Origin of the sequence: Streptomyces diastatochromogenes, assembly GCF_002242805.1 — a bacterium.
GTDB lineage: Bacteria > Actinomycetota > Actinomycetes > Streptomycetales > Streptomycetaceae > Streptomyces > Streptomyces diastatochromogenes.
In genome coordinates this window covers 96,506-118,959 of sequence record NZ_MCGQ01000007.1, presented here as the reverse complement: position 1 = coordinate 118,959, position 22,454 = coordinate 96,506, and the positions used below count along the sequence as shown (strand labels likewise).

The 22,454-nt window shown below is 74.5% G+C and carries 12 protein-coding genes; 10 read left to right on the top strand and 2 right to left on the bottom strand.

What is annotated here, in order from left to right; genetic code table 11:
- Nucleotides 1–15 precede the first annotated feature (15 nt).
- From BEK98_RS05095 to BEK98_RS05065, 7 genes are read left to right on the top strand one after another with little or no spacing between them, the layout of a single operon-like run.
- Entirely contained in the window at nucleotides 16–279 is a 264-nt protein-coding gene (locus tag BEK98_RS05095) for an acyl carrier protein (RefSeq protein WP_094215168.1), read from the top strand.
- Nucleotides 276–1,517, top strand: coding sequence for a beta-ketoacyl-[acyl-carrier-protein] synthase family protein (locus tag BEK98_RS05090; RefSeq protein WP_094215167.1), 1,242 nt, complete (start codon nucleotides 276–278; stop codon nucleotides 1,515–1,517). Before BEK98_RS05095 ends, BEK98_RS05090 begins: the two co-directional genes overlap by 4 nt.
- Before the next feature lie 41 nt (nucleotides 1,518–1,558).
- The gene (locus BEK98_RS05085) at nucleotides 1,559–2,653 is read left to right on the top strand and encodes a beta-ketoacyl synthase N-terminal-like domain-containing protein (protein ID WP_208643011.1); all 1,095 of its coding nucleotides are present in this window, start codon (nucleotides 1,559–1,561) and stop codon (nucleotides 2,651–2,653) included.
- A gap of 51 nt (nucleotides 2,654–2,704) precedes the next feature.
- A complete protein-coding gene (fabG, locus tag BEK98_RS05080) occupies nucleotides 2,705–3,448 on the top strand; it encodes a 3-oxoacyl-ACP reductase FabG (protein ID WP_094215166.1) in 744 nt (247 codons plus the stop codon).
- Between the two features lie 41 nt (nucleotides 3,449–3,489).
- Nucleotides 3,490–4,182, top strand: a complete 693-nt coding sequence (locus tag BEK98_RS05075; RefSeq protein ID WP_094215165.1) for a 2-hydroxychromene-2-carboxylate isomerase — start codon at nucleotides 3,490–3,492, stop codon at nucleotides 4,180–4,182.
- The gene (locus BEK98_RS05070) at nucleotides 4,179–5,639 is read left to right on the top strand and encodes a condensation domain-containing protein (RefSeq protein ID WP_094215164.1); all 1,461 of its coding nucleotides are present in this window, start codon (nucleotides 4,179–4,181) and stop codon (nucleotides 5,637–5,639) included. The genes BEK98_RS05075 and BEK98_RS05070 overlap by 4 nt, the downstream gene beginning before the upstream one ends.
- Nucleotides 5,636–6,814 (top strand): FAD-dependent monooxygenase, encoded by a 1,179-nt coding sequence (locus BEK98_RS05065; RefSeq protein WP_425276589.1) that lies wholly within the window; start codon nucleotides 5,636–5,638, stop codon nucleotides 6,812–6,814. Before BEK98_RS05070 ends, BEK98_RS05065 begins: the two co-directional genes overlap by 4 nt.
- A gap of 63 nt (nucleotides 6,815–6,877) precedes the next feature.
- Here the strand turns inward: BEK98_RS05065 and BEK98_RS05060 are convergent, their stop codons facing one another.
- Nucleotides 6,878–8,365 carry an FG-GAP and VCBS repeat-containing protein gene (locus tag BEK98_RS05060; protein WP_094215162.1) on the bottom strand — a complete coding sequence of 496 codons (1,488 nt, stop codon included), beginning with the start codon at nucleotides 8,363–8,365 and terminating at the stop codon, nucleotides 6,878–6,880.
- A gap of 52 nt (nucleotides 8,366–8,417) precedes the next feature.
- The gene (locus BEK98_RS05055; RefSeq protein WP_244201751.1) at nucleotides 8,418–9,839 is read right to left on the bottom strand and encodes an FG-GAP-like repeat-containing protein; all 1,422 of its coding nucleotides are present in this window, start codon (nucleotides 9,837–9,839) and stop codon (nucleotides 8,418–8,420) included.
- Between the two features lie 596 nt (nucleotides 9,840–10,435).
- On the opposite strand from BEK98_RS05055, the gene BEK98_RS05050 reads away from it, so the two are divergent.
- The 3 genes from BEK98_RS05050 (at nucleotide 10,436) to BEK98_RS05040 (ending at nucleotide 22,451) form a co-directional block, all read left to right on the top strand.
- Entirely contained in the window at nucleotides 10,436–10,660 is a 225-nt protein-coding gene (locus BEK98_RS05050) for an MbtH family protein (protein ID WP_094215160.1), read from the top strand.
- 65 nt (nucleotides 10,661–10,725) lie between these two features.
- On the top strand, nucleotides 10,726–15,774 hold the full coding sequence (locus BEK98_RS05045) for a non-ribosomal peptide synthetase (protein ID WP_094215159.1): 5,049 nt from the start codon (nucleotides 10,726–10,728) through the stop codon (nucleotides 15,772–15,774).
- On the top strand, nucleotides 15,771–22,451 hold the full coding sequence (locus BEK98_RS05040) for a non-ribosomal peptide synthetase (RefSeq protein WP_167444090.1): 6,681 nt from the start codon (nucleotides 15,771–15,773) through the stop codon (nucleotides 22,449–22,451). Before BEK98_RS05045 ends, BEK98_RS05040 begins: the two co-directional genes overlap by 4 nt.
- Nucleotides 22,452–22,454: the final 3 nt, after the last annotated feature.

Below are 22,454 nucleotides of genomic sequence, written 5' to 3'. Positions count from 1 at the left end.
ATACGGAGGCACCCCATGACCACGCAGATCCCCGCCCTGGACGAGACCGAGCAGGGCCAGATCAAGGACATCGTCTGCGACATCCTGGAGCTGGAGCTGGACGAGGTCACCGACACCAGCCTGTTCAAGGAGGAGCACGACGCCGACTCGCTGCGCACCATCGAGATCCTCGCCTCCCTGGAGCGCACCTTCGGCATCACCCTGAAGCAGTCCGAGCTGAGCCGCATGGTCAACCTCGCCGGCGTCTACGCCGTGGTCGCCGAGGCCAAGGCCCAGTGACCGGCGCCCGGCACCGGGTGGTCGTCACCGGCCTCGGGGTGGTGACCAGCATCGGCACCGGAGTGGACGCGTTCGCCGCGGGCCTCAGGGCCGGGCGCAGCGGGGCCAAGCCGATCACCGCGTTCGACACCACCGGCTTCGCCTACTCCAACGCCTGCGAGATCACCGACTTCGACCCCGAGGCCTGGATCACCGAGCAGTCCCCGGACGACCTCGGCCGGGCCGCCCAGTTCGCGGTCGCCGCGAGCCGGATGGCGGTGGCCGACGCGGGCCTCACCGAGGAGCAGGTGCGCGGGGTCCGGTCGCTGGTCTCCGTCGGCACCACCGACGGCGAGTCCCGCGACCTGGACCACCTCACCGGGCTGCAGGTCACCAGCGGCGACGACGTCCTCGACGCCGTGGTGGCCCGCCGGGTGTGGCCCGGCCGGCTGTCCGCCGGGATCGTGCGCGAGCTTGGCCTGGAGGACGTGGAGACGGTCACCGTCCCCACCGCCTGCGCCGCCGGCAACTACGCCGTCGGATACGGCTACGACGCGATCAGCTCCGGCGACGTCGAGATGGCGCTGTGCGGGGGCGCGGACGCGCTGTGCCGCAAGACCTTCACCGGCTTCTACCGGCTCGGCACCATCGCACCCGACGTGTGCCGCCCCTTCGACGCCGACCGGCAGGGCATCCTGACCGGCGAGGGCGCCGGCATCCTGCTCATGGAGTCGCTGGAGTCGGCACTGGCCCGCGGCGCCCGCATCTACGCCGAGGTGCTCGGCTACGGGCTGTCCTGCGACGCCAGCCACCCGGTCGCCCCGGACCGCGACTCGATCGCCCGCTGCATCACGGCCGCACACCGCAACGCCGGGATCGAGGCGGCCGACGTCGACTTCATCTCGGCGCACGGCACCGGCACCAAGGCCAACGACGTCACCGAGGTCGGCGCGATCCGGCAGGTGTTCGGCGACGAGCTGCCGCGCACCGTCTCCATCAAGTCGATGATCGGGCACACCATGGGCGCCGCCAGCGCCCTCGCCTCGGCCGCCTGCGCGCTCGCCCTGCGCGACGGCTTCATCCCGCCCACCGTCAACCACCGCACCACCGACCCCGAGTGCGCGGTCGACTGCGTGCCCAACGAGGCCGTGGCGGCGGACCTGAAGGTCGTGCAGAACAACGGCCTCGCCTTCGGCGGCAACAACGCGGTGCTGGTGCTCGGCCGGTGGGACACGGCGCCCGTGCCGACCGTGGCCTGAAACAGACACAGACACCCGAGAACAGAGGGGAGTGGGACGCCATGGCAGCCGAAACGGGCGCGCCGCCGGCGGAGCTGGTGATATCGGGCTGGGCCGTGTCCTCGCCGTACGGACTGGGCAGGGCCGCCTTCGCCGGGGGCCTCGCGTCCGGACGGCGTGCGATCGCCCCGCTGGACGGCGCCGACTGGCCGGTGCCGTACGAGGAGGCCGGGCTGATCCCCGGCTTCGACATCAAGGCGGTACTGGGCCGCAAGGGCACCCGTTCCATGGACCGGGTCACCGGCATCGCGGCCACCACGGTCGGCATGCTCCTGGAGGAGTACGGCACCGGGCTCGCCGCCGACCCGGAGTCGACCGGGCTGGTCCTCGGCACCTCCGGCAGCGTGCAGTCGATCATGGACTTCACCCGGGACGCGCTCACCGGTGACAAGCCCTACCTCGTCGACCCGGCACGCTTCCCCAACACCGTCATGAACTGCCCCACCGGGCAGAGCGCCATCCGGCACACCCTCAAGGGCCCCAACGTCACCGTCTCCGGCGGCGCCGCGACCGCGCTGCTCTCCCTGCAGTACGCCTCCCGGCTGCTGCGCGGCGGGCACGGCAGGGCGCTGCTGGCGGGCGCGGCCGAGGAGTTCTCCGTGCAGCGCGCCCGCCTGGAGCGGGTCGCCGACCACGGGGGCGCCGCACCGCAGCCGCTCGGCGAGGGCGCCGCGCTGTTCCTGCTTCAGGACGCGGCGGACGCCCGGGAGTCCGGCCGCCCGGTCCTCGCCACCGTCCTCGGCTCCCGCTTCCGCGCCTTCCAGGACACCGCGCGGGCCGGTACGGCACTGGAGCGCTGCGTCGCCGACGTGCTGGCCGCCGCGGGTGCCACCCCGGACGACGTGGAGCTGATCGCCCCCGGCACCCCGCCCGGACTGCTCGGCAAACAGGAGGAGTCCGCCCTCGACGGCCTCACCGGCAACCGGCTGCCCGTCCGCTCCCTGGTCGGCGACGCCGGCGCCGCCTCGGCCGCCTTCCAGCTCGCCGCCGTCCTCGCCGAGGCCGAGGCCGACCCGCGCCTGGTGGATCGGCTGACCCTGGTCACCGCCGTCGACCGCGACGGCACGGCGGGCGCGCTGCTGCTGCGCCTGGCCTGACGGCACTCCCGCAACCAACGGTCCGAACTTCCCCAGGAGAGAGGCAAGTCCATGTCCGACACACCGAGGCCGGTGGCCCTCGTCACCGGAGGATCGCGCGGTATCGGGCGGGCCGTCGTGGAGACGCTGGCCCGGGACGGCTACGACGTGGCGCTGTGTTTCCAGTCCAACGAGCAGGCCGGCGAACTGGCCGCGAAGGCGGCCGCCGCGCACGGCGCTCGGACGCTCGCGCGCCGGGTCGACGTGACCGACCGGGCCGCCGTCGCGGACTTCGTGCGGCAGACCGAGGAGCAGCTCGGCCCGGTGGACGTCCTGGTCACCGCGGCCGGGATCGTCCGGGACGGCCATCTGGCGATGATGGCCGACGAGGACTGGGACGCCGTGCTGCGCACCAACCTCGACGGCACCTACCACTTCGTCAAGGCGCTCGCCTTCCCCATGATGAAGCGCCGCCGGGGCACGGTCATCACGCTCTCCTCGGTCGCCGCGGAGGGCCACGCCACCCAGACCAACTACTCGGCTTCGAAGGCCGGGATCATCGGCCTCACCAAGGCCTTCGCCAAGGAGGCCGGCCGGTCCGGCATCCGCGCCAACGTGGTCGCCCCCGGCTTCATCGGCACCGACATGACCGGCGGGCTCTCCGAGAAGCACGTCAAGGAGATGACCCGCCGCATCCCGCTGGGCCGCTTCGGCGAGCCGCAGGAGGTCGCCGAACTGGTGTCGTTCCTCGCGGGCGAGCGGGCCTCCTACATCACCGGACAGGTCTTCGCCATCGACGGCGGACTGGTCGTCTGACCACGGGTCGTCTGATCACGGCACCACGGAAGGAATCAGCCATGCCACGCGCCGCCCGGCCGCCGCGGTTCTACTTCAACCTGCGCAGCCCCTACAACTTCTTCGCCCTGCGCGCGCTGCGCGCCCACCGCCCCGACCTGCTCGACCGGCTCGAGTGGCGGCCCTTCTGGGAGCCCGACGAGACCAGCGGGAAGCTGCTCGCCGAGGCCGGGGCCGAGTTCCCGTACACGCCCATGTCCCGGGCCAAGCAGTTCTACATCCTGCGCGACGTGCGCCGCCTGGCCACCGCCCGCGGCCTGGAGCTGACCTGGCCGGTGGACGCCGAGCCGTGGTGGGAGCCCGCGCACCTGACCTGGTTCGTCGCCGAGCGGCACGGCCTCGGCCAGGCCTGGGTCGAGCGGGCCGGCCGGGCCCGCTGGCTGGAGGGCCGCGACCTGTGCGACCCGGCCACCGTCGCCGAACTCGCCGCCGAACTCGGCTTCGAGGCCGCCGACACCGACGACCCCGAGCTGCGCGCCCAGGGCGCCAAGGCGCTGCTGGACGTCGTACGCGACGGCGTGTTCGGGGTGCCGTACTTCATCAACGGCTCGGAGCCCTACTGGGGCCTGGACCGGGTGGCCGACTTCGTCGCCTCCTTCGACCAGCCGGGCGAGGGGACCGACCCCGGCGCCGCCGACCTGTCCGTCGTCGCGGGCCGCGCCTCCGACCTGAGCCACGCGGGAGGCTGCGGATGAGCACCGCCGTACGGGCGCTGCCGCTCACCACGATCCAGGAGTCGATGTGGACCGCGTACCGCATCGCCCCGGACAGCGCCGCCTACAACATCGTGATGCCGCTCAGGCTGCGCGGCCGCATCGATCCCGCCGCCATGGAAGCGGCCGTCGCCTCGGTCGGTGAGCGGCAGGAGCTGCTGCGCTCCGTCTTCACCGAGCAGGACGGCCGCCCGGTCCGGGTCGTCGCCGAACAGCCCCTGATCCGGCTGGAGTTCCGCGACCTGGACGGCGCCGACGAGGCCCACCTGTTCCGGGCCGCCGAGGAGGCCGGAGCCCGGCCGTTCCGCCTGGAGGCGGGCACCTTCCGCGTCGTCCTCCTGCGCCGCGCCGACGACGACTGGGCGCTGGTCACCTCCGCCCACCACATCGTCAGCGACTTCACCTCGCGCTGGCTGCTGGTCCGTGACGTCCTGGACGCCTACGCGGCACACGCGACGGGCACCGCACCCGCCTGGCGCCCGCTGACCTCCTCCTACACCGACTACGCGGCCGAGGAACTGCGCTACACCGCCTCCGACGCGGGCCTGCTCGCCGCCGAGGAGTGGCGGACCGCGGTCCGCGGCTCGGCCCCCGCCGAACTGCCCCTGGACCGCCCCCGGCCGCGCGTACGGTCCCTGCGCGGCGACACGGTCGTACGACGCCTCGCACCGGAGTCGGCCGACGGGCTCGGCCCGGCCGCCAACGCCGCCGGCGTGACCCCGTTCGCCTACCTTCTCGCCGTGTTCCAGGCCCTCACCCACCGCTGGAGCGGCCAGGACGACTTCCTGCTCGGCGTGCCCGCCTCGGCCCGCTCGGGACGCGGGCAGCGGGACCTGATCGGCTGCTTCCTCAACACCATGCCCGTGCGGGCCGAGTTCGGCCCCGACACCACCTTCCGCTCGGCGGCCACGCAGGCCGGGGAGCGGGTCATGCGCGGCATGTTCGGGGTGCGCTACCCCTGCGGGCTCGCCTTCCCCGACACCGTGCTGTTCCGGGCCGCGCTGTTCCTGGTCCAGATGGATCGCATGGAGCCGCCCGTACCCAACGTCCCGCCGGGCGCGGCCCTCGGCCCGTCCCTCCCCTACGCCGGACTCGACATCGCCCTCATCGACGTACCGCAGCAGGAGGGCCAGCTCGACCTGCTGCTGCGCATCGAGCAGACCCCCGACGGCGTCACCGCCGTCTTCTCCTACGACACCGACGTACTGGACCGGGCGAGCGTGGAGCGGCTGGCGGACGGCTACGAACGGCTGCTGGCGGGCGCCGTGCGGGACCCGGACACGCGGATCGCGGACGTGGAACTGGCGGGGGCGGCGGACGTGGACGCCCTCCTGGCGCTGGGCGACTCGGGCACCTACGACGACTCCTTCGCCTCTTTCGACTCCCTCGACTCCCTCGACTCCTTCGAATCCTTCGAGAACGCCTGGGACCACCGATGATGACGACCACCACCACGATCGCGGTGATCGGCGCCGGAATCGGCGGCCTGGCCGCCGCCGCGGCCCTGCACCGCCGGGGCATCGACGTGCACGTCTACGAGCGCGGTGACACCCTGCGCGAACAGGGCGTCGGCATGCACCTGGGGCCCAACGGCACCCGGCTGCTGCACCGGCTCGGACTGGCCGGCGAACTGGAGCGGGCCGCCGTACGGCCCGAGGCGCTGGAGGTGCGGGCCTTCCACGACGGCTCGCTGGTGGCCCGGCAGGAGATGGGCACGGCCTGGGAGCGCGCGTTCGGGGCGCCGTACCTCACCGTGCACCGCGGTGACCTCCACCGGATGCTGGCCTCCCTGCTGCCCGCCGCGCGGGTGCACACCGGGCGCGAGCTGGTGGCGTACGAGGAGACCCGCAAGGGCGTCACCCTGCGCTTCGCCGACGGCACCGCGACCCGGGCCTCCGCACTGGTGGGCGCGGACGGGGTCCACTCGGTGGTGCGGCGCTCGCTCGCCGGGGACGAACAGCCCCTCTACTCGGGCAACAGCGCGCTGCGCGGCCTGGTGGACGCGGCCGGCGTGCCCGGACTCGATCCCACGCAGATGTACATGTTCGCCGGTCCGACGGCACGGGTCCTGGTCTATCCGGTCAGCGGCGGGCGGCAGTTCACCTACGTCGTGGTCGCGCCGGCGCCGGAGGGCCACGCCGAGTCCTGGACCAGCGCGGCGGAGCACGCCGACCTGTCCGCCGCGCTCGACGGGTGGGCGCCGCAGGTGCGCCGGCTCGTCGGTGCGGCCCGGGACGTGCGGCGCTGGGCGCTGTACGACCGGGCGCCGCTGCGGCGCTGGAGCACCGCCCGCACCACGCTGCTCGGCGACGCGGCCCACCCGATGCTGCCGCACCACGGCCAGGGCGCCAACCAGGCCATCGAGGACGGCGTCGCCCTCGCCGTCTGCCTCGCCGAGGCGGCCCCCGGCGGAGACGGCATCGCCGCCGCGCTGGCCCGCTACGAGGCGGTACGCCGCCCGCACACCACCCGCGTGCAGCTGGGCTCGCGGGACGGCGGCGGACGCGGCCCCGGCAAGGGCGTACGGGACCAGGCCGCCGACGTGTCCTGGATCCTCGCGCACGACGTCGAGCAGAGCCTGTACGACGAGATGTCCGGCGACAACGCCGCCTGACCGACATCCCCAGGGCCCCCGATGCCGTCACCGGCGCCGGGGGCCGACGGGCGTGGGGACTCCCTAGCCGCGCCCGATCACCAGCCCGTACTCCAGGGCGCTCGTCGACGACGGGAGCCCCAGGCCCTTCGGCGTCAGGGCTCTGGAACCCGTCCCCGTCGTGCCCTGCGCGGTGCCCGGCAGCAGCCAGACGCCGCCCTGGGCGGAGTTCTCGCCGGGAGTGCCTGCCGCGAGGTCCGCGTAGCCGTCGGCGTCGTAGTCCTGAAGGCGGACCGATGCGCCGAACCGGTCGCTCGTCTCCGCGGTGCCCGGGACGCCGCCGCTGTTCTGGGTGAAGCCGACGCTCGTCGCCGTACCGCCGGAGGACAGCAGGCCGGTGGCGGTGCCGTGGACGAGGACCACCGTGCCCGCGTTCTGCCGCGAGCCGACCGCCTCGTACGCGTCGCCGATGGCGAGGTCGGCGTAGCCGTCGCCGTCGATGTCGCCCGCGGCGACCGCCGCGCCGAGGCGGTCCTCGGACTCGGCGGTGCCGGCGATGCCCGGAGTGTCCTGCTGGATCTCCTGGGTGCGGGCGCCGAAGCCGTCGGACGTCGAGCCGTACGCCACCTTCACCAGACCGCCCTTGAACACCTCGGCACGACCCGTGGAGTAGTCCGCGCAGTCCGGAGCGTCGTCCTCGTAGTTCGGGGAGCAGTAGCCGAGGGCCAGGTCGTCCGTGCCGTCCGCGTCGAAGTCGGCGGCGGCGAGGGAGGCTGCGGAGGCCGTGGTGCTCCACAGCTGCACCGGGGCGCCGTCCTGCCAGCGGTAGATCCGGACGAATCTGCTCTCCGTCGCCTTGACCGAGACCGCGAGGTCGTCGTCGCCGTCGCCGTCGAAGTCGCCGGTGGTCAGGGCCGTCACGCCGCCGAAGTCCGCCCCGGCGATCTCCCCGCTCAGGGTGTCCGGGGAGTCGGCGGTGAGCGGGCCGGGACGCAGCACAGCGCCGCCGTGCTCCTCGCCGCTGCGGCTGAGAACCAGGTCGGTGAGGCCGTCGCCGGTCACGTCCCCGGCGGCGATCACCGCGCCGATCCGGGAGAACTCGCTCGCACCTTGCGCGACCGTGTAGCCCCCGCTGGTGAAGCCGGAGGCAGAGCCGCGCAGCACGGTGACGGTGCCGTGTTCGGCGGACTTGTCGGCGGAGAGCGACTCGCTGGAGGCGCCCACGACCAGGTCGGCGTAGCGGTCGCCGTCGACGTCCGCGGCGGTGACCGCGGAGCCGAAGAGATCACCCGCCTCGGGGGTGCCCGGCACTCCGCTCGTGGCCTGGCTGATCCGTACGGAGCCGTACTTGCCCGGTCCGTCCGGGCCACCCCACACGACGTTCACATAGCCGGCCTTGGCCTGGTTGCCGACCTGCCCGGAGGGCACGCCCACCGCCAGGTCCGGGTAGCCGTCGCCGTTGAAGTCTCCCTGCGGCGCGGCGGCGTCGGTGGCCTGCGCGGCGGTGGGCGCGGTAACGCCCAGCAGGGTCGCCGCGCAGATCACCGTCGCGGAGAGGATCTTGTTACGCATCGTTGCCGTTTCTCCTGGTGGTACTCAAGGCAATCGGGGTGAACCGGTGTGGTCAGTGGGCGAAGACATCCGCGAACTTGCGGCCCTCGACCACCGGATAGCCGAAGTCCGTCGCGTTGAAGGCGGTCGCGTACGACGTCGTCAGGCCCGAGGTGGTGCCGCGCAGCACCCACGCCGCCCCGTCGTCGTACCCCCCGGGCACCACGTCCTCGCCGAACGCGCCGATCGCCAGGTCCGCCCTGCCGTTGCCGTTGATGTCGCCCAGCCGCAGCGAGGAGCCGAAGTGGTCGCCGCCCTCGGCGGCGCCCGGTACGCCCGGCGTGGCCTGGTGGAAGGACTGGGCCCCGCTTGTGGTCAGTCCGGCCGAACTGCCCTTGAGGAGATCGATGTTGCCGACGTTTCGGTGGCTGTCCACGTCCTCGTACGGGGCGCCGACCGCGATGTCCGCGTAGCCGTCGCCGGTCGCGTCGCCCACCGCGACGGCGGCGCCGAAGCCGTCGTAGTCCTCGCCGATGCCCGGTACACCGGCGCTGTCCTGGGTGTACCGGGTACCCGTGGCGGGCAGTCCGGCGGCCTTGCCGTACCGCACGGTGAACGAACCGCCCTTACCGATCTCCGAGTTGCCGGTGACCAGGTCGTCGTATCCGTCGCCGTTGATGTCGCCCGCCGCGACGGCCTGGTCCCAGGCGGTGCCGCCCGCTCCGGTGCCGTCGGCCAGCACCGTGTAGCCGGAGCCGATGTCGCCGGGACCGCCGCGCAGGAGGCCCACGTAACCGTGGGTGGCGCCGGTGCTGTCGGCGCGGCCGCCGTGCACGACGAAGTCGCTGCCGTCGGTGGCGGAGAAGTGCCCGGCGACGATCCCGTCCAGGCGTACGCCCTCGGGCAGGAACCCCACCTCCGGTGCCAGCGCGCCGTCCTGGGTGGGCTTCCCGTCGGCGTACCACCAGAAGGTGTTGCCACCGACGACGACCAGGTTGCCGGTGCCGTCGCCGTCGAGGTCGGCGAACGCGGCGCCCGTCCCGAACCCGCCGGACTCGGCGTTCGGGGCGGTGAGCATGGTGCCGCCGGAGGTGAACGGGTTCGCTCCGCCCCAGACGATGGTCACCGAGCCGTTCGCCTTACCCGTGATCCGCTCGTAGGGTGCGCCGACGATCAGGTCGGCGTAGCCGTCGCCGTTGACGTCACCGCTGGTGACGCTCTTGCCGAACTGGTCATCGGGCTCCGAGGTCCCGGGAACGCCCGGGGTGTCCTGGGTGATGTTCACCGACCGGGCGGGGCTGACGCCGGAAGACGAGCCGAAGAGGACGGTGACCGTGCCACCGCTCGCCTTGGGCGTGCCGATGGCCAGATCGCGATACCCGTCACCGTTGAAGTCGTCCCACAGCCCGGAGGGCGCCGCACCGGCACTGGGAGCGCCCAGCCCCGCACAGGCCAGGGCGGCAGCCACCACAACGGCGAAGGTACGTATGCGCAAGGTCATGCTCCTGTCAGTGAACCGAGGCTTCAGCGACGTACGACACGCGTGATGAACGAAGGGTTGTACACGAGAAAGCACAAGGTGAACGCGCGGCGTCCGCCACAACCGCCTCCGCTGTGGGCCGGCGTTCCTCCCCTCAGCTGCGGGCGGCAGTTCACCTACGTCGTGGTCGCCCCGGCGCCGGAGGGCCACGCCGAGTGCTGGACCGGCGGGGCGGAGCACGCCGACCTGTCCTCCGCGCTCGACGGGTGGGCGCCCCAGGTGGGCGTCGGGGTCAGCGCTCGGGCTTCGCGGGGCGTTGCATCAGCGCGGCGGCGGCTTCGGCGAGGGTGACCTTTTCGTGCAGCAGCGCGGCGAAGATGCCGGTGATCGGCATCTCGATGTTGTGGGCGTGGGCGAGGCCGTTGGGCTTCCGGCGTCACCCACCTCGAACCAGCCAACAGCGTCCCGCCACCGGCGGCGGGGCCCCTCGTCGTCCCCCGTCGCAGCAGCGCGCAAGTGCGCATGCTCCGGCGCGTATAGACACCCAATACCCCCCTGATAGCGCCGAGTTCAACCATGGGCCAAACCTGACCACTCAGAAGGGACGTCCCATGGTCGAACAGGCGAGCGACGACGCCGTGTACCGCGTGGTGCTCAACGACGAGGAGCAGTACTCGATCTGGTGGGCCGACCGTCCGCTGCCGGCCGGGTGGCAGGCCGAGGGGACCGAGGGGGCGCGTGAGGAGTGCCTGGCGCGTATCGACGCCGTGTGGACCGACATGCGGCCGCTGAGCCTGCGCCGCCGTATGGCCGAGGCCGAGGCTACGGCGGCCTGAGGCGAAGGACTCCGCGCCGAGCCCCTTTCGATGCCGACCCCGAAGATCCCGATGGAGGAGAGATCGTGAACGAGCCTGCGAAGTCGGGACGCGTCCCCGGCCGTCTGCTGATCCCCGCGCTGTTCACGGCCCAGGCCGGGCGCACCCCGGACGCGCCCGCCGTCCTGCGCGCCGATGGCAGCGCCGTTCGTTACGCCGAGCTGGCCGAGCTGGCCGGGCGCATCGCGGCCCGGCTGCGGGCGGCCGGGGTGCGGCCCGGCGACTTCGTCGGCGTCTGCCTGCGGCGCGGCCCGGAGCTGCTCGCCGCGCTGCTCGGCGTGTGGCAGGCGGGCGGCGCGTATGTGCCGCTGGACCCGCAGCACCCGGCGGCCCGTCTGGAGGCCGTGCTGGAGGACACCGCCCATCCGGTCGTGCTCATCGAGCGCGCCACCGAGGATCGGTTGCCCGCATCCGTACGGCATCGGATCGCCGTGGAGTCCGTGGAGCGGGAAGGGGCTTACGAGAGAGTCGAGTTCGCGGCCGACAGCGACCGGCCCGCCTATGTGCTGCACACCTCCGGGTCCACCGGGCGTCCCAAGGGCGTCCTCGTGCCGCACGGTGGCATCGCCAACCGGGTGCGCTGGCTGGCCCACCGGCACCGGCTGGGCGCCGGTGACCGCATGTTGCTGAAGACCACGATCGGCTTCGACGCGGCCGGACTTGAGCTGTTCGCGCCGCTGGTCTCCGGGGGTGCGGTCGTGCTCGCCCCCGAGGGGGCCGAGCGTGACCCGGCGGCGCTGCTGCGGACGGTGGGCGACCGGGACGTAACGATCCTGCAGGGAGTGCCGTCGCTGTACCGGCGGCTCGTCGAGGAGGCGGGCTGGGAGCGGGCCGGCGGCCTGCGGCTGCTGTTCAGCGCGGGCGAGCCGCTGCACGCCGAACTGTGCCGGGCGATCGCCGAGCGCGCCCCCGGCGCCGAGATCTGGAACACCTACGGACCCACCGAGGCGTCCGTCGACATCACCGAGCACCGCTGGGACCCGGCCCAGGACACCGGCGCGGTGCCGATCGGGCGGCCCATCGGCAACATGCGGGTGGTCGTGCTCGATCAGGCAGGGCGGCCCGTCCCGGTCGGCGTCCCCGGCGAACTGCACGCCGGCGGTGTCGGGCTCGCCCTCGGCTACCTCGGGCGCCCCGGCCAGAGCGCCGAGCGCTTCGTGCCCGACCCGCACCGCCCCGGCGAGCGCCTCTACCGCACCGGCGACCGGGTGCGCTGGCGGGCCGACGGCACGCTGGAGTACCTGGGGCGCCTCGACCACCAGGTCAAGGTCAACGGCGTGCGCATCGAGCCCGGCGAGGTCGAGGCCGCGCTCGCCGCCCACCCGTGGGTGCGGGCCGCCGTCGCCGCCGCCGTACCGGACGGCACCGGCGGCTACCGGCTGGTCGCCTGGGTGCAGTCCCGCGGCGAGGCCCTGCGCCCGCAGGAGCTGCGGGCCTTCCTGCGCGGCTCGCTGCCCGACCCGCTGGTGCCGACCGCCTACGTCCCGGTCACCGAGTTCCCGCTCACCCCCAACGGCAAGATCGACCGGTCCGCGCTGCCCGACCCCGCCGACACGCCCGCCGACACCGCGCACATACCGGTGCGCAACCCCGCCGAGCGGGCGGTGGCCGAGGAGTGGGCGCGGCTGATCGGCACCCCGGCCGACGAGATCGGCGCGCTGCACGACTTCTTCCAGCTCGGCGGCTCCTCGCTGATGCTCAACAAGCTCGCCGCCGGCCTCTCCCAGGCCGCGGGCCGCACCATCCCGGCGACGGCCCTGCTCACCGCGACCACCGTGGAGCAGCAGGCCGACCTGCTCACGGCCCGGGCCGAGGGCGCCGCACCGGCCGCCGACGAGCCCGTGGGACCCGTGCCGCGCGACCCGCAGGGCCTGCCGCTCTCCCCGGGCCAGCAGGGCATGTGGCTGCTGGACCGGCTCCGCCCGGGCAGCGCCGAATGGAACGCGCCCGTCTTCCTCACCCTGCCCGCCGTCTACGACGACACCACCCTCGGCCGGGCGCTGACCGCGCTCGCCGAGCGGCACGAGATCCTGCGCACCCGCTACGCCCTGCGCGGCGCCGAGCCGGTGCAGATCGCCGACCTGCCCGCCGAGTGGGAGCTGCGCACCGCGCACGCCGACACCGCGGACGAGCTGAACGCCCTGGTCGCCGAGGAGTTCACGCTCCCCTTCGACCTCGCGCGCGGTCCGGTACGGCGGGCCCTGGCGGTGCGTGGGCGGGGCACGCTCACCGTCGTCCTGAGCATTCACCACATCGCCTGCGACGGCTGGACCTCCGTCGTGCTGGAACGCGACCTCAGAGCCCTTGCGGAGGCCGCCCACACCGGCACCGACGCCCGGCTGCCCGAGCTGCCCGTGCAGTACGCCGACCACGCCGTGCACCGGCGCCGCCGCCTCACCGAGGACTTCGTCGGCACCGAACTGGAGTACTGGAAGGGCAGGTTGGGCGGCCTCGTGCCGGTCGAGCTGCCCGCCGACCGGCCCCGGCCGGCCACCCGGGACGCGGCCGGCGCCGCCCACGTGTTCACCGTGCCCGCCCCGCTCGCCGAGCGGGCCGCCGCCCTCGGCCGCAGCTGCGGGGCCACCCTGCAGCAGACCCTGCTCACCGCCTTCGCCGCGCTGGTCGCCCGGTACACCGGCAGCTGGGACATCCCGGTCGGGGTGCCCGTCGCCGGCCGGACCGGAACCGAAGTCGCCGACGTGGCGGGCTACTTCCTCAACACACTGGTGCTGCGCTGCGACGCGGGCGCCGACACGCCGTTCCGGGACGCGCTGGTGCGGGTGCGCGACACCGCCCGGGAGGCCTTCGCCCACCAGGAACTGCCCTTCGACCGGCTCGTCGAGGAACTCGACGACACCCGCGACCCGGCCCGCACCCCGCTCTACCAGGTCATGTTCGACGTGCACGAGGAGGGCCGCACCGGCACCGCGGTCGGCGCCGCCGACGCGGACGCCTTCCGCGGCGCCTGGTGCACCGCCCGCACCGACCTCACCCTGGTGCTCCAGCGCCAGGCCGACGGCTCCCTGCTCGGCCTCGCCGAGTACGCCACCGCACTGTTCGACGCGGCCACCGTCGAGCGCTTCACCGACTGCTGGATCCGGCTGCTGGAGTCCGTCACGGACGACCCGGCGCGGCGCCTGCACGAGGCCGACATCCTGCCGGCACCGCTGCGCGCCGAACTGCTCGCCAGCGGCCGGGGCAGGCCGGAACCGGGCGCGGACGCCGTCGTCGGCACCACCGTGCACGCGGCGATCACGGCCTCGGCCCGCCGGGCACCGCGGGACACCGCGCTGGTGTGCGGCGACGAGAGCTGGACGTACGCGGGACTGGAGCGCCGTGCGGGGGAGTTCGCCGCCCGGCTGCGGGGTCTTGGCGCCGGCCCCGACACGGTCGTCGCCGTCATGCTGGGCCGCAGCGCCGACCTGGTCGCCGCGTTCCTGGGCGTCTGGAAGGCGGGCGCCGCCTACGTCCCGCTGGACCCGGCCGCCCCCGACGAGCGCAACCTCCACGTCCTCGCCGACTCCGGCGCGCGGGTGCTCGTCACCGACGGCGCGGGCGCGGAGCGGCTGGCGGGGCGCCACGAGACAGCCGTACTCGCCGTGGACACGGAACTCGACGCCGCCGCCGTGGACGCGGGGCTCGACGCCGCCGTGGCCGTCGTACCGGAGTCGTACGACGACCCCGACCGCCTCGCCTACATCATGTACACCTCGGGCTCCACCGGCCGCCCCAAGGGTGTCGCCGTGGCCCACCGCTCACTGCTCGCCATGCTGCGCGCCTCCCAGGCCCACCTCGACTTCGGGCAGGGGCCGGACGACGCCTGGCTGGCGCTCGCCCAGGTGACCTTCGACATCTCCTGCACCGAACTGTTCATGCCGCTGGTCGCCGGCGGCCGCGTCGTCCTGGCCCGGGAGCGGGAGCAGCAGGACCACGCGGCCCAGCTGCGGCTCATGGACCTGCACGAGGTCAGCCACCTCCAGGTCGCCCCTCCGCACTGGCAGATGCTGATCGACGCGGGCCTCGGCCACCGCCCCGTCGTGGGCCAGACCGGCGGCGAGCCCTGCCCGCCGGTGCTCGCCCGCGAGCTGTCGCGCCGGCTGATGCGGTTCATCAACGAGTACGGGCTCACCGAGACCACCATCGCCGCGACCCGCTGGGACGCCGACGACACCGCCACCGCGGTCCCCGTCGGCCACCCCTACCCGCACGTCACCGCCCGCGTCCTCGACGCCGACCTCAGGCCCGTGCCGTACGGCGTCACCGGCGAACTCTGCGTCGGCGGCGCCGGCCTGGCCCTCGGCTACCACGCCCGGCCCGCACTGACCGCGGCCGCGTTCGTGCCCGACCCGTACGGGGCCGCCGGCGCGCGTCTCTACCGCACCGGCGACCGGGCGCGGATGCGGGCCGACGGCACGCTGGAGTTCGCCGGGCGCGCCGACGGCCAGGTCAAGATCCGTGGCCGGCGGGTGGAGACCGGCGAGGTGCAGGCGGTGCTCGCCGAGCACCCCGCCGTCGCCCAGGCCTTCGTCACCGTCCACACCGGCGGCTCCGAGGCCGCGCTGATCGGCTACTTCACACCCGCGCCCGGCACCGAGGGGCCCGCCGAGAGCGAGCTGCTCGACCACTGCGCGCGGCGGCTGCCCGACTACATGCTGCCCGCGCTGCTGGTCCGCCTGGAGCGGCTGCCGCTCACCCGTCACAACAAGGTCGACACCGCCGCGCTGCCCGTGCCGGACCTGGCCGCGGCCCTCGCCGACGAGCCGTACAGCCCGCCCGAGGGCCCGGTGGAGGAGGCGCTCGCCGAGATCTGGGCCGAGGAGCTGTACGGCCCCGGTGCCACCCGCCGGGTCGGCGCCCGCCAGGGCTTCTTCCGGATCGGCGGCAACTCCGTGAAGGCGGCCCGGGTCATCGCCCGCATCCAGGAGGAGTTCGACGTGGAGCTGCCCCTGCGGGCCGTGTTCGAGCGGCCCACCGTCCAGGGCCTCGCCACCGCCGTCGAAGAGGCCGTACGCGCCGAGATCGAATCGCTCACCGAGGCCGAACTGGCCCACGCCCACCGGGAGTTCCAGCCGTGACCGCACCCACCGCGCCCACCCAGGAAGAGCTGCGGGCCGAACTGCTGCGCCGCCGGCTCGCCGCCCGCAAGGGCACCACCCGGCCGCAGCCGGCCGCGATCCCGCCCGCCGACCGCACCCGGCCGCTCGCCCTGTCCGCGGGCCAGCGCCAGCTGTGGTTCCTGCACCAGCTCGACCCGGACAGCCCGGAGTACCTGCTGCCCATGGCGTACCGGCTGCGCGGCACCCTCGACGCCGACGCCCTGCGCCGCGCAGCCGACGCCCTCGCCGCCCGCCACGAGATCCTGCGGACCCGGTACGCCCTCGACGGCACCGAACCTTGCCAGGTGGTCGACCCGGCGGGGACGGCGGACTTCGCCGTGATCGAGGCGGGGGAGTGGGCCACCGCGGCCGTCGCCGACGCCGAGAGCACCGGCGCGCGGCTGGGTGCTGCGGGCTTCGGCGAGGGCGGGTCCGTGGAGCGTGGTGCCGCTGCGGGCGCCCCCGCGGAGTCCGAGGCCGTACGGCCCTTCGACCTGGGGCAGAGCGCCGGCGCGGGGTTGCGGACTGCGGGCCTCGCCGACGGCGGGTTCGCTGATCGGGATGCCGTAGCCATCGCCTTCACCGAGGCCGAGGCCGTCCGGCCCTTCGACCTCGCCGCCGAACACCCCCTGCGGGTACGGCTGTTGCGGCTCGCCGATGACGATCACGTACTCGTGGCCGTCGTCCACCACATCGCCTGCGACGCGATGACCCGGCCGCTGCTCCTGGAGGACCTGTCGGCCCTCTACGCGGCCGCCGTGGCGGGACGTGACCCGGTCGCCGAGCTGCCCGCGCCTCCCGTGCAGTACGCCGACTACGCGGCCTGGCTGGCCGAGCGGCACAGTGGGGCCGCCGCCGAGCGAGGCCTGGAGTGGTGGCGGGAGCGGCTGGCCGGGACCGGTCCGCTCGGGCTGCCGACCGACCGGCCGCGGCCTGCCGTACGGGACGGGGGCGGTGCCGCCGTCGGGTTCGATGTCGATGCCGGCGTCGCCGACCGGGTGCGGGTCCTGGCCCGGGAGACCGGGGCGACCCCCTTCATGGCCCTGCTCGGCGCCTGGCAGCTGCTGCTCGGCCGGTACGCCGGGAAGACCGACGTGTGCGTCGGCACCGCCGCCAGCGCCCGCACCCGGCCCGAGCTGCGACGCATGGCCGGATACGCGTACAACACGCTTGCCCTGCGGGCGAGCTGGCGTCCCGAGGTGCCCTTCCGGGACTTCCTCGCCGCCGGGCGCGGTGCTGTCCTGGACGCCTTCGATCACCAGGACACCCCGTTCGACCGGATCGCCGACGCGCTGGAGCCCGACCGGGACCTGTCCACCACCCCTGTCTTCCAGGTGATGTTCGACCTGGTCGGCGGGGAGGGTGTCGACGGTCCCGAACTGCCCGGCGTGGTCGCCGCCCCGGTCCCGGCGTCCAGCCGGATCGCCCGCTTCGACCTCACCCTGCACCTGGCCGAGCGTGCCGACGGCTCGCTGCACGGCAGCCTGGAGTACGCCACCGCCCTCTTCGACACCGCGACCGCCGAGCGCATCACCGCCCACTACGGCGCGCTGCTCGCCGCGATCGCCGAGGCGCCCGGCACCCCGGTGGCCGACCTGGACTTCCTCTCCGCCGCAGAGCGCGCCCTGCTTCTCGACGGCCCGGCCGAGCCCGTCGGTACCGACAGCCCCCTGGACCTCGCCGCCCTGCGCCCGGTGATCGAGACCATCGGCGACCAGATGGCGGCCACCCCGGACGCCGTGGCGATCCGGTACGCGGACACCGCCGTCAGCTACGCCGAACTCGACGCCCGCGCCGACCGGTTCGCCCGCCGCCTGGCCGCGCTCGGCGCCGGCCCCGAGGCCACCGTCGGCGTGCTGCTCGACCGGAGCCCCGACCTGGTCGCCGTACTGCTCGGCATCTGGCGGGCCGGAGCGGCCTATGTGCCGATCGACCCGGCCTACCCGGACCACCGCATCGCCTACATGCTCGACCAGACCGCCACCACGGTCGTGGTCACCGAGTCCCGGCACGCCGAACGCTTCCAGGGCGTGCGCCGGATCGTCGTCGACGACCCCGCCGAGCGGGAAGCGATCGAGGCCGCCGACGCGGTGCTCCCGCAGAACCACGACCTCGACCGGCTCGCCTACGTCATCTACACCTCCGGCTCCACCGGCAAGCCCAAGGGCGTGCAGATCACCCACCGCGGGCTCGCGAACTACCTGGGCTGGACCGTGCAGGCGTACGCGAGCGCCGGCACCGGGGGAGCGCCGCTGTTCTCGTCGGTCGCCTTCGACCTCGGCGTGCCCGACCTGTACGCGCCGCTGATGACCGGGCAGGCCGTGCACCTGCTGCCGCAGGACCTCGACACCGCCGACCTCGGCGCCCAGCTCGCGGCGGGCGGCCCGTACGCCTTCATCAAGCTCACCCCGGGCCATCTGCACCTGCTCACCCAGCAGTTGACCGACGAGCAGATCGGAGCGCTGGCCGGTCTGGTCATCGCGGCCGGTGACTCCTTCACCACGCGGCTCGCCGAGCGGTGGGCGCGGGCGGCTGGGCCGTACGGCACCCGGCTCGCCGCCGAGTACGGGCCCACCGAGATCACCGTCGGCAACTCGGCGTACTTCCTCGCCCCGGCCGGCGACGGACCCGTGGTCAGCGAACTCGTGTCCATCGGGCGTGCCATCCCGCACACCACCATGTACGTCCTCGACGAGCGGCTGCGCCCGCTGCCCGTCGGCGTGCCCGGCGAGGTGTGGATCGGCGGCATCGGGCTCGCCCGCGGCTACGCGGGCCGCCCCGGCCTCACCGCCGAGCGCTTCCTGCCCGACCCCTACGGCCCGCCCGGCACTCGCCTCTACCGCACCGGCGACGTGGCCCGGGTGCTGCCCGACGGCAACCTGGACTTCCTCGCCCGCGTCGACCACCAGGTCAAGCTGCGCGGCTACCGCATCGAACTCGGCGAGATCGAGACCGCCCTCACCGCGCACCCCGCCGTCGCCGAGGCCGTCGCGCTGGTCCGCGAGGACACCCCGGGCGACCAGCAGCTCGTCGCCTACCTGGTGCCGGCCGAGGACGCCGACGAGGACACGCTCGCCCCGGCCGCGCTGCGCGACCGGCTCGGCGAGACCCTGCCGCCGTACATGGTGCCCACCGCCTACCTGCGCCTCGACGCGCTGCCGCTGACCGGCAACGGCAAGCTCGACCGGCGCGCCCTGCCGGCCCCGGGACGGGCCGCGACCGCCGTCGGCGAACACGTCGAGGCCCGCGACGCCGACGAGCGGGCGATGGCCGCCGTCTGGGCCGAGGTGCTCGGCCTCGACACGGTCGGCGTGCACGACAACTTCTTCGACCTCGGCGGGGACTCGCTGCGCGCGGTCGCCCTGGTCGGGGCGCTGCGGGCGGCCGGCTGGGAGACCAGCGTGCGGGACGTCTTCGAGCACCGCACCGTGGCCCGGCTGCGCGCCGCGGTGCCCCGCAGCACCTCCCCGGGCACCGGCGGCTTCGAGCCGGTCGAACCGTTCGCCATGATCGGCGCCGCCGACCGGGCCGCGCTGCCCGCCGACGTCACCGACGCCTACCCGATCTCCCGCATCCAGGCCGGGATGCTGATCGAGATGCACGGCGGCAGCGGCGAGAACCGCTACCACAACATCACCTCCTTCCGGATCCGCGACGACCTGCCCTTCGACCCGGACGCCTTCCGCCGCGCCACCGACCTGATCACCGAGCGGCACGAGGTGATGCGCACCTCCTTCGCCCTGTCCGGCTACTCCGAGCCCCTCCAGCTGGTGCACGCGGCCGCGAGCATGCCCGTCGTCCACGAGGACCTGCGGCACCTGCCCGAGACACAACGGCAGTCCGTGCTCTGGGAGTTCGCCGACCGCGACCGGGCCGAGCTGTTCGACCTGACCCGGGCGCCGCTGATGCGGATGGCGGTGCACCTGCTGGACGACGAGAGCTGGTGGCTGTCCATCACCGAGTGCCACCCCGTCATCGAGGGCTGGAGCTACCACTCCCAGCTGATGGAACTCCTGCGCGCCTACAACGACCTGCGCCAGGGCCGCGCACCCGCCCCCGCACCGCCCCGGCCCGCCGTCCGCTACGCCGACTTCATCGCCGCCGAACTGCGCTCCCTCGCCGACCCCGCCGACCAGGAGTACTGGCGCGGGATCGTCGAGGGGTACGAGAAGTTCACCGTGCCCGCGGGCTGGACCGGCGACCCCGAGGGCCCCGACGAGCGCTACCGCCTCGACCTGCCGCTCGACGAACTGGAGCCGGGGCTGCGGGCGCTGGCGACGGCCGCCGAGGTGCCGTACAAGAGCGTGCTGCACGCCGCGCACAGCAAGGTGCTGTCGCTGCTCACGCCCGCCCGGGCGTTCCGCGGCGGCATGGTCGCCGACGCCCGGCCCGAACAGGCCGGCGCCGAGACGGTCTCCGGCATGTACCTCAACTCGGTGCCCTTCCCCTACGAGCGGGGTGCCCGCAGCTGGGGCGAACTGGCCCGGCAGGTGTTCGCGCACGAGGTGGCGCTGTGGCCGCACCGGCGGTTCCCGATGCCCGCGATGCGGGTGCCCGGCGGCGAACGGCACCTGATCGACGTGCTCTTCCACTACCTGGACTTCCACCAGGTCGACACCGAGCTGATCGACATCATGGCCAGCCGCGACGACAGCCCCAACGAGTTCCCGGTCGTCGTCGGCACCCCCGTCCGCGGCCACCTCTCCCTCGCCTCCCGCACCGGCACCCTGTCCCGTGCCGCCGCCGACCGGCTGCTGAGGCTGTACCAGGCCGTGCTGACCGAGATGGCCCGCGCGGGCGCCGACGGCGACAGCACCGGCGCCTTCCCGGACGCCCACGAACGCGCCCGCCTCAAGGCGCCCGCCCTGCCCCACCCCGACACCCCGGCGGACACCCTGGCCGCCTTCGAGGCCCAGGCCGCCCGCACCCCGTGGGCGACCGCCCTGCACGGCACCGGGTTCACGGTGTCCTACGGCGACCTCGACGCCCGCGCCAACCGCGTCGCCCGCCGGCTGCGCGCCCTCGGCGCCCGCACGGAGACCCGCGTCGCGGTGCTCCTGGACCGCGGCCCCGACCTGGTCGCCGCGCTGCTCGGGGTGTGGAAGGCGGGCGCCGTCCAGGTGCCGGTCGACCCGTGCACCCCCGACGCGCGCATCGCCACGGCCCGCATCGAACTCGCCGTCACGCAGGCGTCGTACGCGGACCGGCTGCCCGCCCGCGACCTGGTGCTCGCGGAGGAGGCGGTCCACGACGGCGACGGCTCGCCGCTCGGTCTGCGGCACGATCCGGACCGGCTCGCCTACGTCCTGCACACCTCCGGCTCCACCGGCACCCCCAAGGGCGTCGAGGTGTCCCACCGGGCGCTCGCCCACTACCTCGACTGGGCCGTGCGCGAGTACGCGGCCGCCGGGAACGGGGGAGCACCCTGGTTCACCCCGGTCGGCTTCGACCTCGGGATGCCCGCGCTGTACGCGCCGCTGATGACCGGGCAGCCGGTGCACGTGCTGCCGCAGCTGTACGAGACGGCCGACTTCGGGCCGCTGCTGCTGAGCCGGGCGCCGTACTCCTTCGTCGGCCTGACCCCGGGCCATCTCGCCCTGCTGGAGCACCAGTTGGGCGACCGTGAGCTGGCCGGTCTGGCCGCGCTCGCGGTGTGCGCGGGCGACGCCTACCCGACGGCCCAGGCCGACCGGGTGGCCGCACGGATCCGGGCCGCCGGCGGGGGCATGGAGCTGGCCGCCGAGTACGGGCCCACCGAGGCCACCGTCGCCGCGACCTTCACCCGGGTACGACCCCGGTCCGGGCGCACGCTCGTACCGCTCGGCTCGGCGCTGCCCGGCGTCCTGGTCCGCGTCCTCGACAGCGCACTGCGGCCCGTGCCCGACGGCGTCACCGGCGAGGTCTGGCTCGGCGGCGACGGGCTCGCCCGCGGCTACACCGGCCGCCCCGACCTCACCGCCCTCGCCTTCGTGCCCGACCCCTACGGCCTCCCCGGCACCCGCCTCTACCGGACCGGTGACCTGGCCCGCCGGCTCGCCGACGGCGGCCTGGAGTTCGCCGGGCGCGCCGACCAGCAGGTCAAGATCCGGGGCCACCGGGTCGAGCCCGGCGAGGCCGAGGCCGCGCTCACCGCCGACCCCGCCGTACGGGACGCGCTGGTCAGCGCGGTACCGGCGGCCGACGGCGGCCGGCGCCTAGCCGCCTGGGTGGTGCCGGCGGACGGGCACGAGGTGGAGGTCGCCGCCCTCCGCGACCGGTTGCGCACGGTCCTGCCCGCTGCCCTCGTCCCGGCCACCGTCACGATCGTCGACACCCTCCCGCTCACCACCCACGGCAAGCGCGACCGCGGCGCCCTGGCCGACCGCGCGGCCACCGCGGCCGCCGTCCACCCCTACGCCCCACCGCGTACCCCGACCGAGCACCGGCTCGCCGAGGTGTGGGCCGAGGTGCTCGGTCTCGAACAGGTCGGCATCCAGGACGACTTCCGCGACCTGGGCGGGGACTCGCTGCTGGTGCCGCCGCTGCTGGTGGCGGCGCGGCGGGCGGGACTCGCGCTGGATCTGCCCACGGCACTGCGCCACCACACCATCGCCCGGTTGGCCGCCGCGCTGGACGAGCGCGCCAACGACGAGCACGACTCGAACAGGGAAGGCTGACCC